The 16595-nt window shown below is 53.0% G+C and carries 12 protein-coding genes; 1 reads left to right on the top strand and 11 read right to left on the bottom strand.

Translation table 11 applies throughout. From position 1 onward, the window contains the following. Positions 1 to 22: 22 nt before the first annotated feature. The 3 genes from AC0LWT_RS09040 to AC0LWT_RS09030 are packed head-to-tail and all read right to left on the bottom strand — an operon-like array spanning position 23 to position 2494. Complete coding sequence (locus AC0LWT_RS09040) at positions 23 to 889, bottom strand: ABC transporter permease (RefSeq protein WP_474680905.1); 867 nt, start codon at positions 887 to 889, stop codon at positions 23 to 25. After that, complete coding sequence (locus AC0LWT_RS09035; protein ID WP_474680904.1) at positions 886 to 1710, bottom strand: ABC transporter permease; 825 nt, start codon at positions 1708 to 1710, stop codon at positions 886 to 888. The genes AC0LWT_RS09040 and AC0LWT_RS09035 overlap by 4 nt, the downstream gene beginning before the upstream one ends. After that, positions 1682 to 2494: an ABC transporter ATP-binding protein gene (locus tag AC0LWT_RS09030; RefSeq protein WP_474680903.1), complete on the bottom strand. Its 813-nt coding sequence runs from the start codon at positions 2492 to 2494 to the stop codon at positions 1682 to 1684. The genes AC0LWT_RS09035 and AC0LWT_RS09030 overlap by 29 nt, the downstream gene beginning before the upstream one ends. Before the next feature lie 996 nt (positions 2495 to 3490). Here AC0LWT_RS09030 and AC0LWT_RS09025 point away from each other — a divergent pair. Beyond that, positions 3491 to 4885, top strand: coding sequence for a phospholipase D-like domain-containing protein (locus AC0LWT_RS09025; protein ID WP_474680902.1), 1395 nt, complete (start codon positions 3491 to 3493; stop codon positions 4883 to 4885). A gap of 896 nt (positions 4886 to 5781) precedes the next feature. Here AC0LWT_RS09025 and AC0LWT_RS09020 read toward each other — a convergent pair. The 8 genes from AC0LWT_RS09020 to AC0LWT_RS08985 form a co-directional block, all read right to left on the bottom strand. After that, positions 5782 to 6861 carry an ABC transporter substrate-binding protein gene (locus AC0LWT_RS09020; RefSeq protein WP_474680901.1) on the bottom strand — a complete coding sequence of 360 codons (1080 nt, stop codon included), beginning with the start codon at positions 6859 to 6861 and terminating at the stop codon, positions 5782 to 5784. Positions 6862 to 6884: 23 nt separating this feature from the next. After that, complete coding sequence (locus AC0LWT_RS09015) at positions 6885 to 7871, bottom strand: LLM class flavin-dependent oxidoreductase (RefSeq protein ID WP_474680900.1); 987 nt, start codon at positions 7869 to 7871, stop codon at positions 6885 to 6887. A 6-nt stretch (positions 7872 to 7877) separates the two neighbouring features. Then, positions 7878 to 8690 carry an ABC transporter ATP-binding protein gene (locus tag AC0LWT_RS09010; RefSeq protein WP_474680899.1) on the bottom strand — a complete coding sequence of 271 codons (813 nt, stop codon included), beginning with the start codon at positions 8688 to 8690 and terminating at the stop codon, positions 7878 to 7880. Next, on the bottom strand, positions 8690 to 9709 hold the full coding sequence (locus AC0LWT_RS09005; protein ID WP_474680898.1) for a FecCD family ABC transporter permease: 1020 nt from the start codon (positions 9707 to 9709) through the stop codon (positions 8690 to 8692). The genes AC0LWT_RS09010 and AC0LWT_RS09005 overlap by 1 nt, the downstream gene beginning before the upstream one ends. A gap of 12 nt (positions 9710 to 9721) precedes the next feature. Continuing rightward, a complete protein-coding gene (locus tag AC0LWT_RS09000; protein WP_474680897.1) occupies positions 9722 to 10429 on the bottom strand; it encodes a type 1 glutamine amidotransferase in 708 nt (235 codons plus the stop codon). A gap of 558 nt (positions 10430 to 10987) precedes the next feature. Beyond that, on the bottom strand, positions 10988 to 12100 hold the full coding sequence (locus AC0LWT_RS08995; protein ID WP_474680896.1) for a response regulator: 1113 nt from the start codon (positions 12098 to 12100) through the stop codon (positions 10988 to 10990). Further along, positions 12093 to 15212, bottom strand: a complete 3120-nt coding sequence (locus AC0LWT_RS08990) for an ATP-binding protein (RefSeq protein ID WP_474680895.1) — start codon at positions 15210 to 15212, stop codon at positions 12093 to 12095. Before AC0LWT_RS08990 ends, AC0LWT_RS08995 begins: the two co-directional genes overlap by 8 nt. Before the next feature lie 221 nt (positions 15213 to 15433). Further along, the gene (locus AC0LWT_RS08985; protein WP_474680894.1) at positions 15434 to 16396 is read right to left on the bottom strand and encodes an acyltransferase domain-containing protein; all 963 of its coding nucleotides are present in this window, start codon (positions 16394 to 16396) and stop codon (positions 15434 to 15436) included. Between the last annotated feature and the right edge of the window lie 199 nt (positions 16397 to 16595).

Genomic DNA, 16595 nt, shown 5'->3' with positions numbered 1-16595 from the left:
TCTCCGAAAATAATGTTCTTTTCTAGGAAGTCCGGTCCTGAGCGGACCATGGAACGGACAGTTTTTCAATGAGCTGCACGATGTTGTAAAGGGCGATGCCGAGCGCGGCGGCTATTGCGATGCAGGCCCAGGCAAGCGGCATGTTGGCCAGCCTGATTTGATCGGATAGCAAATAACCGAGCCCCCTGGACGAGATGAAAAACTCGCCGACGATCGCCCCGATAATGCCGGTCGACATGTTGATCTTGAGGGCGGCGAACATGGACGGGAGCGCTTTGGGAAGCCTCAGCTTAAAAAAAGTTTGCCGCTTCCCGGCCGCATAGGACTCCATCAGCTCCAAATACGCCGGATCGACGGATCGAAATCCTTTGTACGCGCTGACCGCCATCGTCGCCATCGTCATGACGGACACGATCCCGATGCGCGAAGCGATGCCGTCGCCCAGCCAGTTGTTCATGATCGGCGCGAGCGCCACGATGGGCAGTGCGTTCAGCGAAGCCATGATCGAGACGGCGCCTTTCCCCGCATTCGGATAAAAGGACGCGGCCACGGCCGCCAGCCACCCGAGGAAAGAGCCGATCAGGCAGCCTCCGACCATTTCGATGCCGCTGTAGAGCGCATAGAGCGCCAAAGTATCGCTGTTGTCCCGGATTGCGGCGGCAATGTCGTACGGTATCGGCAGCTGGTACCTCTCCAGATGAAACAGCTTATGAAACGCCTCCGTCTGCCACAGGACGAGGAACAAAACGCCGAACGCGGAAGGCAGCAGCTTCGCCGGCCAGGAACGCGCTTTTGCCGCAGCGGCCGGCTTCGGGCGTTTGAGTTTGAGCGGGGCTTCCGCCGGCTTCGCGGGACTGGTCTGCTCCGCGCCGATCGCCATCTCCTTCATTGGCCATCCCTCCCTGCTTGCCGAAATTCGGGCTGCCACGGCGTCAACAACCGTTCCGCCAACAAAAGCGCCAGAAAAGATGCGAACCCGATTGCCATGCTGACCAGCACCGTGCTCCAAAACATATAGACTTGCGCTGTGCCGTAATATAGTGAGCTGACCATCAATACGCCTATGCCGTCGGGCGCGCCCATCAACTCGACGATGATCGAGGCCGTAATCGCCAGCGGTGCAGCCAGCTTCAGGCCTGCAAATACGCCCGGCAGCGCGGCGGGGAGCTTCAGCTTCATATAGCTTTGCCATGGACTAGCCGCATAGGAGCGCATGAGCTCCAGATGCTCGGACGAAACGCTTTTCAAACCGCGAAGCGTATGAATCGTGACCGGAAAGAATGTAACGTATCCTGACATGATGATCCGGGAGATGCCCGGGTCGTGAAGGATGCCATAAACGATGGGGGCAAGGCCGATGATCGGCACCATTTGCGAAGCGACCATGTAGGGTGACAGCGTATTTTCGACCGTTTTGGAAAGGCTCATGGCGATTGCCAATCCGCTTCCGGCAACAGAGCCGATGAGAAAGCCGAGCATGGAGTTGCCGAAGGTGATCGCCCCTTGCTCCGCGAGAGCCGGCAGATTCGCAGTCATCGACAGCACGATTTGGTGAAGGTAAGGCAGTTTCGAATCGGGGGACTTGAGCGGAATGCCATGATGCAGAAGCCATGCGAGCGCCTCCCACAAAATGATCAAGACTGCGGCCCAGACGGCGATTGACGTCCCTTGGCTCCATGTTCTAAATAATTTGCTCGTCAAGGGATTCACGCTCCTTGTAGAAGCAGTTCCGAACGGTGGCCGTCCACGCGTGGAACGTCTCCGATTCGCGGATCAGAGCCGTCCTGCTGCCGCCGAGCGGGATATCGAAAATGGAATGGACGCGGCCCGGATGCGGGGACAACACAATGACTCTGTCGGACAAAAACACGGCTTCCGGAATGCTGTGGGTGACGAAAACAATCGTTTTGTTCGTCTTCTTCTTGATTTCAAGCAGCTCCAGCTGAAGCTTTTCTTTCGTAAACTCGTCGAGCGCAGAGAACGGCTCATCCATGAACAGGATCGGCGGGTCCAGCGAGAGCGCTCTGGCTATGGCGACCCGCTGCTGCATGCCCCCGCTCAGCTGCCAAGGGTAATGCTCCTTAAACTTGGTCAGTCCGACAATGTCGAGCAGCCCGTCGACGATGCCTGCCGCTTCGCACTTCGTCTGGCCGAGCACTTCGAGCGGAAGCTCGATGTTCTCCCTGACGGTCCGCCATTCAAACAATGTGGGGCTTTGAAAAACGATGCCGAACTTACGGCGGAGACGAATTTCTCTCGGATGCTCCTTCCGGACGGAGATGGTTCCGCCTGTCGGCTGCAGCAGGTCGGCCATCAGCCTGAGCAGCGTCGATTTGCCGCAGCCCGACGGACCGAGCAGGGAGACGAATTCATTGTGATACACCTCGAAGCTGGTGTCTTGAAGCGCGGTCACTTGACGCCCCTTTTTGCCAAAAACCATCGAAACGCCGTCCACCGAAATCTCCACTTTTTTGCCGAAACCGTCTGATTGCATGAAGCCCCTCCTCATCCACTTTCAAATGTGAATTCACGGTCAACTTCAATTACTATATATGTTATATTATATAACATAATTACAAAATGACATTATACAAAGTGTTTCGAAATCAGTTGCTCCACTTTACATTCTGTAACATGGTGTGAGAAGTAAAAAAAAGAAAACGAAGTCCTGAAGGGTGAGCAGATTTTTTTGCATAATTTTTGTTATGTAAACTATATTGGCGTAACCGGGAACCTTCGCTTCACTTTCGTTCTTGATGGCCGTCTGTATAAGGATAGGAACATTGGGCAGACGCCTTCGAGCTCCGGCAGCATGATGTCGAGAATGTGATTGCCCTATACATGATATTTCCGATACATTAAAATTAAAGAGACAAACAGAATCTGCCAGAACGCCGCATAAGTTTCCGCACCTTGTTGGGACAAGCGGAAGGCTTCCCTTTTCGTCCAAGCAAAAGTATGACTTTGGCGCCACATGCGGCGCAACCGTTTTGCAATCGGCTTAAGCAGTTACAACGCACAAAACCTGCGAAAGTGCAGGCTTTTTCCGTAATCATGGGTCATTTTGGCAAAAAGCCTGCGATTGTGCAGGAATTTTCGATAAAAATGAGTCTAAGCCCATGTTCGCGACGAAAAGCCTGCACTTTTGCAGGAATAATTCCGCAGCCAGCGTATCAACGGGTAAAAAGATGCACTTTTGCAGGCTTTCTTCGCGGGCCAGGCAGATGTAGACGAAACGATGGCTCTGGCGTGCAAATTGCCGTTGGCTCTGGCGTGCGAATTACTGTTGGATCTGGCATGCAAATTGCTGTTGGTCCTGGCATGCGAATTGCCGTTGGCTCTAGCGTGTGGGTTTCTGGGCAGCTGTCTGACTTTTGCGGGTTTTTAGCGCAGCATGATACGTTAGTTCCGGCAGACGACTTGCACTACGTTCCGATCTATCAACCTTTGCAGCTGGCTTACGTTACTATGATTATTGGAGGTTTATTCGATGATCCCATCCGAAGTTTTAGCGGTTCCAGGCTCCGAGCCGCAAGTGCCTTTCCTTGTATCCGCCTCCTACCCCATCCGCCCCGGTAATGCGGTGCGGCCGCTTGTGGATAGCGCCCCCACCTTCCGGCGTATTTGTGAGGCGATCGATGCCACGCGGCACAGCGTCTGGCTTGCGGTCACTTTCCTGGCGCCGGATTTCCAAATGCCGGACGGCCGGGGCACGATCTTCGATGTGCTGGACCGCGCGGTTGAGCGGGGCTTGGATGTGCGGATCATTTTCTGGCGTCCCAATCCGGAAAGCAGTGGCTACGGTCAAGCATTTGCCGGATCGCACGCCGACTTTGAACTGCTCGGCGCACGCGGTTCGCGTTTCCGCGCACGTTGGGATCGCGCTCACAGCTACTACTGCCAACACCAAAAAATTTGGCTTATCGATGCAGGCGAACCGTCCGAAACGGCATTTGTCGGCGGGATTAATCCGACTTTCAAGGCTTTCGAACCCGGCCACGCGGGAGAAGGCCACCGCCACGATGTCTATGTCGAAGTGACCGGACCGTCCGCAACCGACGTGCATCACAATTTCGTCCAGAGGTGGAACGAGGCCAGCGAAAAAACGGCGGAAAACGGCGTATGGGGCCATGACGGCGACGACGAACTGCCCTTTCCGGTGCGCGTCACCGAGCCGCGGGGCGATAGCCTCGTGCAGATCCAAAGGAACGTGTACGCCGGCCGCTACAGCAATAGCCACCCGACTCCCGGGGGTTCTTCCTTCGATATTGCCGCTGGCGAGCGTTCCGTTTTGGAGCAGTACAAACAGGCGATCGATGCCGCGCGACGCTCGATCTATATCGAAAATCAGGCGCTCCCGGTACCGGAAATAGCGGCCAGGCTTGAGGACGCCCTGAAACGCGGCGTCGATGTCGTTCTCCTCGTTCCGGCCGAACCCGAGGAATACGTGCGCGCAGCCCGCCGGAACCCGGACCGCAAGGGCTTTTTCGATCACATCGAAGCGCTCGGCCGATACGGCAATTTTACGCTTGTCGGCATTGCCGGTCCAACTGCTCAAGGCGGACGCAGCGATATATATGTACATGCGAAAATCATGCTTGTAGACGACACGTGGGCGACAATCGGGTCCTGCAATCTCCACTCGAATTCACTATTCGGCCATACGGAGATGAACGCAGCGATATGGGATGCAAAAGTGGTGCGCGCACTGCGCCGTCAACTTCTGTCCGAGCACCTGGGGCAGGACACCGTGCAGTTGGACGACCGCGAAGCCCTTCGGCTCTACCGCAACGTCGCCGGTGAAAACCGCCTTAGAAAAGCGTGCGGAGACTTCGACTGGCAAGGTCTTGCATATAGCCTGGACCCGGCGACTTACGGTGAATAGCGGCAATCTACAGGCTAGACGGCAGTTCCGCGCTTACAGAGCTTTTTCATTTTGAACCAAGCTAAGCTGCTAGCCTAAATCCAAAGGACCTCACTCTCCACTTGGCAGTGGAATTTGAGGTCCTTTTGCTCGATTTTCGCGCCGTTCTCATACTATGCGAGCTTTTTTGGGACAGTTCCTTCTTTCGTTTTGGGATGTATTTTGCGTCGCAATAATTAGCTAAGTTGATGCCGAACCGGTTCGTGCGCGGACGCAACTGGGACAAGACGGTGCTGCCGGCCAAACAGCTCGCAGCCTACGCAAGTTGATATGGCGTTTCGAGGTTGGACAAGGTACAAGCTACAAATAAAGTCACCGATTTAGTTGTTACCAAAGTAACGCAGCTTAGTGAGCTGTGCGGCCATCTGGAACGCATCGATCAGCGGATGAAGGCGCAGCACGAAGGTACCTCCTTTGGGAGTAGTTGGCGATCCGGCGGCTGAACAAACTCCTTTGTCTGCTCCTCACTGTACCCGAGCCACTTCGCGCCGAGGATGGCGCTATTACTCCAGCTTCCCTCCAGCCGCAATTCATGCAATTCTTTCGCATTTATCCTCTCATTTGCTTCTTCGTCCTTGTATTGTAATTACAATGATTTCTATAGTACTTGCTATTATTAATACGATCAATCCGCACGTAAAAATTGGTTCCACTAAACAGTTTTATCTAATCAAAGAAGTGCATAGAAAATTAAGTGGCGAGGAACACAGAGGTTATTGGTAAGTGAAGATAGAAAAGGCTACTCCTCCAATTGGGGGAGCAGCCTTTAAATTTCAGTTATCACACCATGGAATTAGGTTGGGCGAGATTTCCTGACGAACATACTGTCAAAATGTGCGAATACAAAAGCGACCGCTTTATTTTGATAGTTCCTGCATTTGCTCAGGCGTAATATTGTAATGAAAGAACAGCGAGTAGAATTCGGTCCATTTTTGTCGGAACTGCTGCTGGAAAGCTTGGTCGTCAAGATGATACATGACGCCGTTCGCCCATTTCAAGCCCATGATGGCCATCATTCCGTCCATAATCGCATAGCGGGGCTGCACCGCAATCCGCTGCTTTTTGACGGCATCGACGCCTTGCCATTCCGGGCTTTTCAGAATCTGTTCTTTTTGCGCGAGCGATTTGACGATTATGACCTGCGGATTCCACTCCAGCACTTGTTCCATTTTGACCGGAAGGTTCTCGTCCGTCGAATTGCCGGACAAACCGCTCGCCACGTTCACGCCTCCGGCAAGCTCGATAACTGAAGCCATTATCGTATCTTTGCCAGGGGTTGCAAGCAATTCCGAATTCGCATAATAAACTTTCAACCGCTGGCTGTCGGGAATGCGCTTGCTTTCGCCTGCGACTTCTTCGATCGCGTTTTTCCAATAATCGGCCAGCTTCGCCGCTTCGGATTCGTTGCCGACTAGCTTCCCGATCAAGCGAATCGATTGTTCATAGTCGGTCAACGTATCTTTGGATATCGCGTAAACCGGAAGTTTGATTTTTTCGGCCAACTGATCCTTTTGCGGATCTTTCGTCATCGTGATGACGATGTCCGGCCGTACCTGCAGCAATTGCTCAGGATCGAGCCCTTTAAAAAATACGCCCGTCGTCGGCAAAGCTTTCAGCATGGCGGAATCTTGCTCGGCAAACAACTTCGGGCTGTTCTCCGCCAAATACTGGGATACAAAAACCATGTCTTTGCTCACCATCTTTTTCGGGGCAAGCCGCCAAAGCAAGTAGGACGGGATCGGATGCAGCGCTGACACGCGTTCGATTTTGCTTGGCACGGCTACCTGCCTGCCCGCCATATCCATCTGTGTGTTACCCGATGCCGATGCCGGCTCCGCGTTTTTCCCTAAGCCGCACCCGGACAGCAGCAGCGCCAGCAGCAGCACCGCAGCCATTACACTTCGCGTCGCAGCGCGCTTTTTGATTGTTTCAAACATATAGTCGCTCCCCTTCTCTGGTGTTATAAGTTGGCTAACTCAGGCATGACCCGGGTTGAAAAGCGCTCCAAAGATTTTTCCAGCAGCTCGGCAGGAAGTAATCCGAAAAAAGACGGCAGCAGATTGATATCGTTCACGCCGAGTTCTTCGCGAAGCTGCCTTAGCTTGCCGCTGCACGTTTCCGGGCTTCCGATAATGGCGAGACTATCGTAAAACCGTTCCGGCTCCAAATCGTCTTCATCGTGTATAAGCGAGAACCGTTCGGTGCGAATCCGTTTCAACAGGTCCGTTAACCGGCATACGGTCGGCCAAATGTCCCTTCTTGCTTCTTCGTCGCTTTCTCCTACATAAACGAACCGCCCTACAGGCAATGCTTCCGAATCGCCTCCGGACTCCTTGTACACGTGGAGGCAGCCGCGAAGGCTGTCTATGGACTGAATGCCGTGCTGTATAAGCCGATACCCGGACCGGGCGATCCATTCGACGGATTCATCCGAATACGCAGCCACATAGACGGGAGGATGAGGCGCCTGAACCGGCAGTGGCGCAAAAAGAACCTCTTCATCCGCCAAAGAGACGATGCCGTTGCGCCAGTAGCGGATGATTTCTTCCAGCACGTTGCGAAATTGTGCCGTTCTTTGCTCGGGATCGGCGCCGTATGCTTCAAAATAACGGCCGGCGTGCCCGCGGGAAATGCCGAAATCGATTCGGCCGTCGGATAGCCGGTCCAAGGTTGCAATCTCTTCCGCCAACCGCAGCGGATGATGCAGCGGAAGCAGCAGCGCCGAGAAGCCGATGCGGAGCCGGGACGACAACGCCGCTGCAGCAGCCGCCAATATAAGCGGTGAATAACCGTGCCGATCCGGCGCCGCTGCGTTTCGTTGAAAATGTTCCTCATTGATCCATATCGACGTAAATCCCATTTTCTCAAGTAAAGGTATGAATGCTTTCATGCGGGCCTGCGGCAGTGATTCAAGCCCCCCGCTGCTTCCTGATAATCCGAATTTCATCGCTGATTACCTCCCTTTTATCATGCCGCTCTCGGCCATTACGGGTATTACAACGCGCACGGTCCGGTCCGGCGAATCGTCCAGCTGCGCCTTCGCCGTGCGGATATCGGCTTCGTAAAGCTCGCTGAGCAAAGCGGATGTCAAAATCCGATCCGGCGCGCCTTGGGCAATGAAGATCCCATCCTTCATGAATGCGGCCATATTGCAAACCCAGTGCGCATGGTCCGGGACATGCGTAGTCATAATGACCGTACGGCCGCTCGCGCCCAAATCTTTTATAACTTGAAGAATTTTAAGCTGATTGCCGTAATCCAGACTCGCAGTCGGCTCGTCCAGCACCATGACAGGCGCCTGCTGGGCCAGCGCTCTTGCAATGAGCGCCATTTGCCTCTGCCCGCCGCTCAGCCGCGAAAAGCGCATGCCGGCGAGTCCGGCTATGCCAAGCTGAACCATCGCGTCATGCACGATTCGTTCATCCTCTCCGGATGGCGATGACAGCATTTTGATGTAAGGATTCCTCCCCATCATGACGACATCAAAGACGGTCTGGTCCATGTCGGCCAGCGCCGCCTGCGGAACGTACGATATGCGCCGGGCAAGCTCTCCGGGCTTCAAAGAGGCCACATCGGCCCCTCCGACCCGAATCGTTCCGGGCGCAGATTTCACAAAGCCAAGGAGGCACTTGATCAGCGTCGTTTTGCCGGTTCCGTTCGAACCGAGAATGCAGAAAACATCTCCCGGACGGAGCGAAAATGAAAGCCCGCGAAGCAAAGGGCGGTCGGGCGAATAATGAAAACGAAGATTATGTACGTCAAGCATCACCGATCCCTCCTCCCTTTTTGAATGAGCAGGAATAAAAAGAACGGCGCGCCCAGCAGCGCAGTAATAATTCCGAGCGGTATTTCCGTCGAACCGATGGAACGCGCAGCCGTATCAACAGCGAGCAGCAGCATGGCGCCGGCCATGAATGTCACCGGGAGCGAACGCACGATATTTTCTCCAGCCAGCATTCTCGCCATGTGTGGAACGAGCAGCCCGACCCACCCTACGATTCCGCCCAAGCTTGTGGCGGCGGCCGTCAACAGTGTCGCGCATAAAATGACAATGAGCCGGATCCGGGCGACCGGGACGCCGAGCGAGCGGGCCTCGTCTTCACCGGACGAGATGACCTGCAGCGGCCAGCGTAATCCGAGTAAAACAAGCAGTGCGATTGCGATTGGCACGAGCGTTATCCAAACTTGGCTGCTTTTCACACTCGCAAAGCCGCCCATCAACCAAAACACGATGCTCGGCAGCGTATTGTCCGGATCGGCCACATATTTCACGATGGAAATCAGAGCCTGGAAAATGGCAGCCACGACAATACCGCTCAAAATGATCATCATATTCGAACCGTTCCATGCTAATCTGGATACGAAAAGCGAACAGGCAACTGCAGCCAGGCCGAATGCAAAAGCAAGCAGTGGAAGCACCGTCCAGGGCAATAACAGCAAAAGGGCGAGCGACGCGCCGAATCCGGCCCCGGCGGAGACGCCCAGTATATCGGGCGATACCAACGGGTTTTTAAATAAACGCTGGTAGACGCTTCCGGACACCGCAAGAGCTCCCCCGGACGCGATTGCGGCAACGATGCGGGGCAGCCGAATGTCCCAAACGACCGTATTCATAATATCGGAGGTTTCACGGGTTGCGCCGAATCGGGAAAACAAGGCATCGACCACCTGCCAGGGGGAAATGGAAAACCTCCCGACCATAAAAGACAAAAGCACAAGCGCCGCCAGCCCGGCTAATAATACGAGAAATACCCATCTGTCGCGGATCGGGCTTATGGACCGCATATCGTGATCACCTCAATCGCTTGACTGGCCGGCTTGTTCGAGCCGATTCAAAAAGCTTTCCAGCAGCGCGACGGATTGTTTCATCTGCGGCCCGGCGTCCAGCATCTCCTCCGCTGTCTGAATAAACAGCGCATCGCCAATTTCGTCACCGCAGTTCTCGACGATCAACCGGACATTATCCTGCATCATTTCCAGATGGAACTGAAAACCGTACACGGACCGGCCAAAAACGAATCCCTGATTGCGGCACGCAGCGCTTGACGCGAGCAATGTCGCGCCTTCCGGCAATTCGAACGTCTCGCCATGCCAATGAAACACGACCGGCGCCTCGGGAAAAGACTGAAAAACAGGCATATTCAGCCCCGCTTGCGTCCATTGAAGCGGAAACCATCCGATTTCTTTTTGTTCGTTCGGATATACCTTCGCACCCAGCGCATCCGCAATCAATTGTGCGCCCAGGCAAATGCCGATGACGGTTTTGTTGCTGCGGACCGCTTCGGCAATGTAACGCTTTTCGCCAAGAAGCCACGGGTATTCACGCACGTCATGCACGCTCATCGGCCCGCCCAGAACGAACAGCCAGTCCCAGGAATCCATCGGCGGAAGTTCTTCTCCGGCGTATAATCGGCTGACAGAACACTCGTGCCCTCTTTCCTGGGCCCAATCCACGATTGCTCCCGGGTTTTCAAAAAAGACATGCTGCACACATTGAATTCGCATCCTGTTCATCCTCTCCTTATCCAATCCGGTAATAAAACTAATTATATCTAAACCAAACTAATTATTATCAATATATATCGTTCTACGATTTATTTCAATGCAGTTTTGATATATTTGCGTCATTTTTCATCACATAAAATGGCGAAAAGCAGAAGTTTTTGTTAAATTTATGTGAAAATTCAACATTTTGTGTTATGTAAAATAACAAAGATTTACCCTGCACGTTGCAAAGTCAGGCAGTTACGGAACGCGCGCGCAGAACCGGTTCGCCCGGATGCCTGACCGCCAGGCTGCCTAGCAGCGCGAGAAAGCCTGCAAAAGTGCAGGTTTTCACCTATTCATGCGCTGAAAACGAAATATTCCTGCATTTGTGCAGGCTTTTTGCCCCGCACAGGGGCTCAGATTCACTTTCAGCGAAAATTCCTGCACTTTTGCAGGCTTTTCACCAAAATAGTCCAAATTCAGAGAAAAAAACTGCATTTCGCAGGTGCAGCACTATAACATCTCTATATGCAAAAAAAGGCCCCTTCCCCAAGGAAGAGACCGTTAGATCCAACTTTACTTTAGATAGAACGCGACCCGGTTCCGTATCTCCTGCGGCGGCTCCAGACCCATTTCCCGGCGGTAAGAGGCTTCGTACCTTGCGTATTGTTTGGCGAGCTGCTCCGTGTCCCCGGTGCTTGCATAAATATCCAGCAGCATCTGATTCATTTCCTCATGCAGCGGATACAGAGTCAAATACGTTTCAAGCCGCTGCTCCGCCCTTTTCCAATCCTGTCCTGCAAGATCGTGCCGGATCAGACTGCGCATTAGCGCTGTGTACTGTTTGAAATACCCTTCCTCAAGCGGAGTTTTCCAGATGTAATCTTTTCTGTCCAGCAGGGGGCCTTTGTACAATGAACACACATGTTCCGCATGCGCCGTATCCTTCAGCTCTTCCGCAGGGGAAAAGCCGTACTGCTCGTATCTCAACACATCGTACACTTGATCGGCTGGTTTCAGTATGTACCCTTCGTTCATTTTTTGAATGTCCATGCCGATTTCTTGCTCTTTCAACAGTTTTTTCAAGCGATACATCGTGTTGTGCAAATTGTGCGACGCGCGGTCCTCGCTCATTTCCGGCCACAGCAAGTCCGCCAATTGCCATTTGTTTATATCCTGATCCGGATGGCAGAGGAAAAATGCGAACAGCTCCTCGGTCTTGCGTGTCGGAAACCGGATTAGCGAGCCTTCGCGATTTCGGACTTCGAATCTCCCGAAGCACTGGATCGAGGCAAGCCTCGCCTGCTGCTTGGCGTCGGAGGCCGGGCGATGCAGCTTGACGAGCCGATTCGCAACCCGCTCGATCGCGGCGGGCGTCACAGGTTTCAAAATATAATCGGAGGCGTACACCTTGAACGCATCCAGCGCGTATTGCTTGTAAGCTGTCGTGAAGATGATTTTCGTATGCTCCGACACTTCAGCGATCTTTTCCGCCAGTTCCAGCCCGTTCATCCTTGGCATTTCCACATCGAGGAAAGCGACATCCGGCTGAAGCTCAGGCAGGCTGGCCAGCGCCTCAAGCGAACTTGTGAACGCGCCTGTGATCGTGAAGTGCGGGTTTTGCCCGATGACATATTTCATTAAATTCAAAATCGGTATTTCGTCCTCAACAATGACCGCATTAAACAATCTTATCCCTCCCTCGCCCGCCTGAGCCGGCGATATCGTTATTCCTTACAGGCAAATACATCGTTATTTTCGTTCCGCTTCCCATCTCGGAGCTGACGGTCAAAGTCGCCCCCGGCAAAGAATCCAGACGTTTGCGGATATTGCGGATGCCGATGCCGCTGTCCTTCAGCTCCCCTTTGGACATGCGATACAGCAGATCATCCGGTATGCCGACGCCATTGTCTTCGACGACCACCCGGATATAACCGTCGCCCTCGCTGATCGCCAGCGTCACCTTGCCGTGGCCGTCCTTCTCGAACAAACCGTGCCGGATCGCGTTCTCAACAAAAGGCTGGATGCATAAAGAGGGAATTTCCACATGCCCGATCCGTTCGTCGTAATGAAATTCGTAGTCGAAGCGCTCCCCGAAACGTGCTTTCTCGATTTCGACGTACGCATGAATCAGCTCCATTTCCTGATAAAGAGGGACGAATAGCGTGGAGCGATCCATATCCAGAATGTAGCGCAAATATTGACTGAGCATGGACAGCAAATACGCCGCTTTTTCCCCGTCCGTATAGCAAAAAGAAATGACGCTGCTCAAGGCGTTGTAGAGAAAATGCGGTTTGATCTGCGCGTGATGAAACGCCTGTTCATTGCGAATCGCTTCCTGGAGCGACGTTTTCACGGCGATCAAGGTGCGGATTCTGGCAATAAGCGTTTCGGCATCGAACGGCTTGGTCAAATAATCGTTCGCCCCGGCCCCGAAACCGAGCGCGATATCCTGCGGCGTGTCCTTGACTGTCGCGAACAAAATGGGCAGATCGAGTATGGAATGGCTGCTCCGCAGTCTCCGGCACAGCTCGATGCCCGAAATTCCCGGCATCATCACATCGAGAATGACGAGATCGATTTGCGGGTACTCTTCGATTTTCTCCAATGCTTCCTTCGCCGAGAAAGCGGTGACGACATTGTAGCGATGCCGCTCTAAAATATTCAGCAAAGTACGGATATTGGAAGCTTCATCGTCAACGATCATGACCGTATGTTCGTGCCCCTCCCAATTGTCCAGATCCTGCTCTTTACCGGTATGCCGCTGCTGCTCTTCCCAGGCGTACGCCGTTTCGCGATGAACCGGCAGCTCGATTGCGGCCGGCAGCGTAAAGGTCAATCTCGTGCCATGGCCGACCTCCGACCAATCCACCCGAATTTGTCCGCCCATCCGCTCGACCAGCTTTCGGCTGATGTACAAACCAACCCCCATTCCTGTATATCCGTCCTTCGGCAGCGGCCCGTCGAGCTGCTCAAAATATTCAAAAACGGCTTCATGCCTTTCCTTCGCAATTCCGGTTCCGGTATCTTCCACAGAAATCGTTACGGCATCCCCGCGGACGCCAGACATCACTTTGATCACCCCTGCGTCCGTATGCTTGATGGCATTGCTCACAAGGTTGTACAAAATTTGACGCAGCCGATTCTCATCCGCGAGAACCCAGACGTCGGAACCGACTTGATTGTCCAGCCGCACGGCTTTGCCCGCAAGTTCAAATTGCAGCACATCGAACACAATTTGCGCCGCCACCCGTACATCCACGACCGTCGGGTGCAGGAGCAGCTCGCCATGCTTCAAGCGGGAGACATCGATTAAATCATGAATCAGCATGGACAGTTTGACGGACGTATCTTTGATAAGCCAAAGATTTTGTTTTTGCTTCGACGATAAATTGTTGGCCTCGTCATCCAGCAGATGGGAAGTCAAGTTCAGGATGCCATGCAGCGGAGTCTTGAGCTCGTGGGACGTGTTCATCAAAAATTCGTCTTTGAGCTGAATGGAAGCCGACAACTGATGCGATAAGATTTCCGTCTTTTCATAAGCGTTCGAGAACCTGACGGCGAGCAAAATATTGATGAAAATAATGAAGCAAATGACCCCGAATTTGCCCGCCAGGTCGGTCGGGACGACATTTTCCGCGTAGAGGCTCCCGTCCACCAGGAAGATCGCCAGCGAAACGCATCCGCCAATAAACAGCATCAATTCCTTCCGCTCGGACGATCCTCTTTGGCTTTGACTATACAAATATGACATTCTGCCAATCATGTATAGAGTAACTATGCCTAAGTAAAGCATGAGAACATATTTGGCAGAGATATGGATACGGTAAGGCAGCACGACAACCGCCGCAATATAGAGGACAGGCAGAGCAAGTATCCACTTCATGATCCGGGCCGTCATTAGCCGTGCCTCGACGGAACAGAAAAACACGATGATCACTGCCGCGCTTACAACTTCGCTTATATCCAGCAGCTTGTAGGCTATGTCAAAAGGGAGGCCGGGAAGCGCCCGCTGCAAAATTTTCTCGCCGTAAAGCACTTTTTCAAGCATCAGGATCAGCAAATACAGCCCGCTGAGCCAATACGTTTTCTCTCGCCGCCCGAGGAAATAGAAGCTGAGATGATACGCGCCGAACATGCCCAAAATCAACATAATCCCGATATCCGTTCCGAGTTGTATCCCGTTTAGCTTCGTCATGTCTCTTTCCAATCCGAACGGGATCGAGTTAACGATGCCTCCGGTGACAAATACGTAGTTGGACACTTGAATGACAATATCGATTTCTTTGTCGTTCGTGTAAAAAAACGCAGTATAAGGCGTATTGCCTGGTTGATTCGTCTCCAGACCGGCCGAAGGACGCCCGCTCTTGCCTTCCAGCTTGTCGTTGACGAACAACCGGTGGGAAATGCGGATGCTCCTTATTTTCAGACCGTAAACTTCATTCGCATCTTTAACCAGCACTTTCAGCCGGTACGTTCCGTAGCCTTTGTTGTTCATGCCGCCATTCGCTGATTTTCCCCGCCAAGTGCCGGGTGCGGATAAATATGAAACTTCCGCCCGCGTTCCTTCGCGAAAATCGGCAGGCTCCAGCAGCTCGCCTTCGTAAAACTCCCACTCTCCATCGAGATTGACCCATCCCTGCTTGTGAAAGTCCCAATTCGACAAATCGAGCACCCCGCGCTTTGCAGGCGGCATGTCCCGATTCGGTATCGTTTGCGAATAAATTGCCGCGAACAGCGCAACAGAGAGCGCAAAAATCAAGCTGATTCCGATGATTTTGCGGTAATGACCCCTTTTCAAAACATAGTCCCCTTCCGGAATACGACCACACGACCTTGATCTTGTCATTCTATCATTGCACACTCACAAAAAACTCACAAGATGGGCGCAAGTAAGGAATGACTTCCGGGCAACAAAAAAAGCAGTCCGAACCGGGCCTAAGCCGGAATCGAACTGCTTTTGAAGGTGACGGATTCGCCATGCTGTGACCGGCCGCCCGCTCGTGACACCGTTAGGCGTGCTCAGCGGCTGGTTGTTATCGCGTCGATGACTTGTTCCAGCCTGGACATATCTTTATGGAAAGGAGACAGGATAGCATGTACAGCCCCTCCTTCCAAATCGTGCAAATTGCGTTTGACGAAATTCGCAAGCGTGCCTGACGGTCCCAGATCGATAAAAATTGTATTTTCCTCGGGTCTCACATGGCTCAAGGCGCCGCGGAAATCGAACGGTTTCCTGACGACATTCCAGAAAAAATCCGCTTCAAAGTTGGTACAGGGCCCTCCCATGAGGCTGGATATAACCGCAGTCTGCGGGGACTTGAAGGAAACCGAGCTTAAAAATTGCCGGTAAGACGGACCGGCCGCATCGATCCACCTGGAATGAAACCCGTAGGAAACCGGCAGTCTTAGATAGAGGATGTTGTTTTTCTTTACAAACGCTTCCACTTCCGATAGTCCCTCTTCGCCCCCGGAAACAACAAAATGAGAGTCATAGTTAACGGATGCAAGTTCGCTGTTCCGGTTCAGCGAAGGCTCGGCATCAAATAGCGAGCTGCGCTCAAGAATGGCCGTCATGCCCCCAGGCTCGCACTGATTTCGGATGCATTCGGCTTGGACAACCAAGGATTCCAGTGCCGAATCGCAGTCAACCGAGCCCGCAACCGCACAGGACGCAAACTCTCCCAAGCTCGTGCCCAGCACATAGTCGGGATAGATCCGATTTTCGATAAAAACTTGCGCCAAGGCGTACTCAGTCATAAATATAGCAGGGTGCGTGTAGTGCAAACGATCAAATGTGTCACTGCTGCGACGAGCCTCATCGTACAATTCGCTCACCACTGATTTGCCGCAAATGTCGCAGACGATTTTGTCCAGCTTCAGCAGCCAATGGCGGAACACGGGCTGATGGCGGTACAGCTCTCTGCCCATGTGATAATATTGCGAGCCTTGCCCGGAAAACAAAAACACGATCGCTTTCCCCATTGTTTTTTCACCCCCAGGTCTATTGAAAATTGTACGCTTTGCGCTGGTTCGGTCTCATTCTAAAATGAACAAAGTGCTGCAAAGAATCGATTTGAAACTTCCTTTGAACTCACAGCTTCCGCAGCCTTCGATAAAAACGGTATCTCCCGTAAATATGCAATCCGGAAGCAGGAATTAATAAACGGGTGTGAAACTGTTC

The organism is Paenibacillus sp. sgz302164, from assembly GCF_056120505.1.
This window is presented reverse-complemented; position numbering and strand designations above follow the sequence as displayed.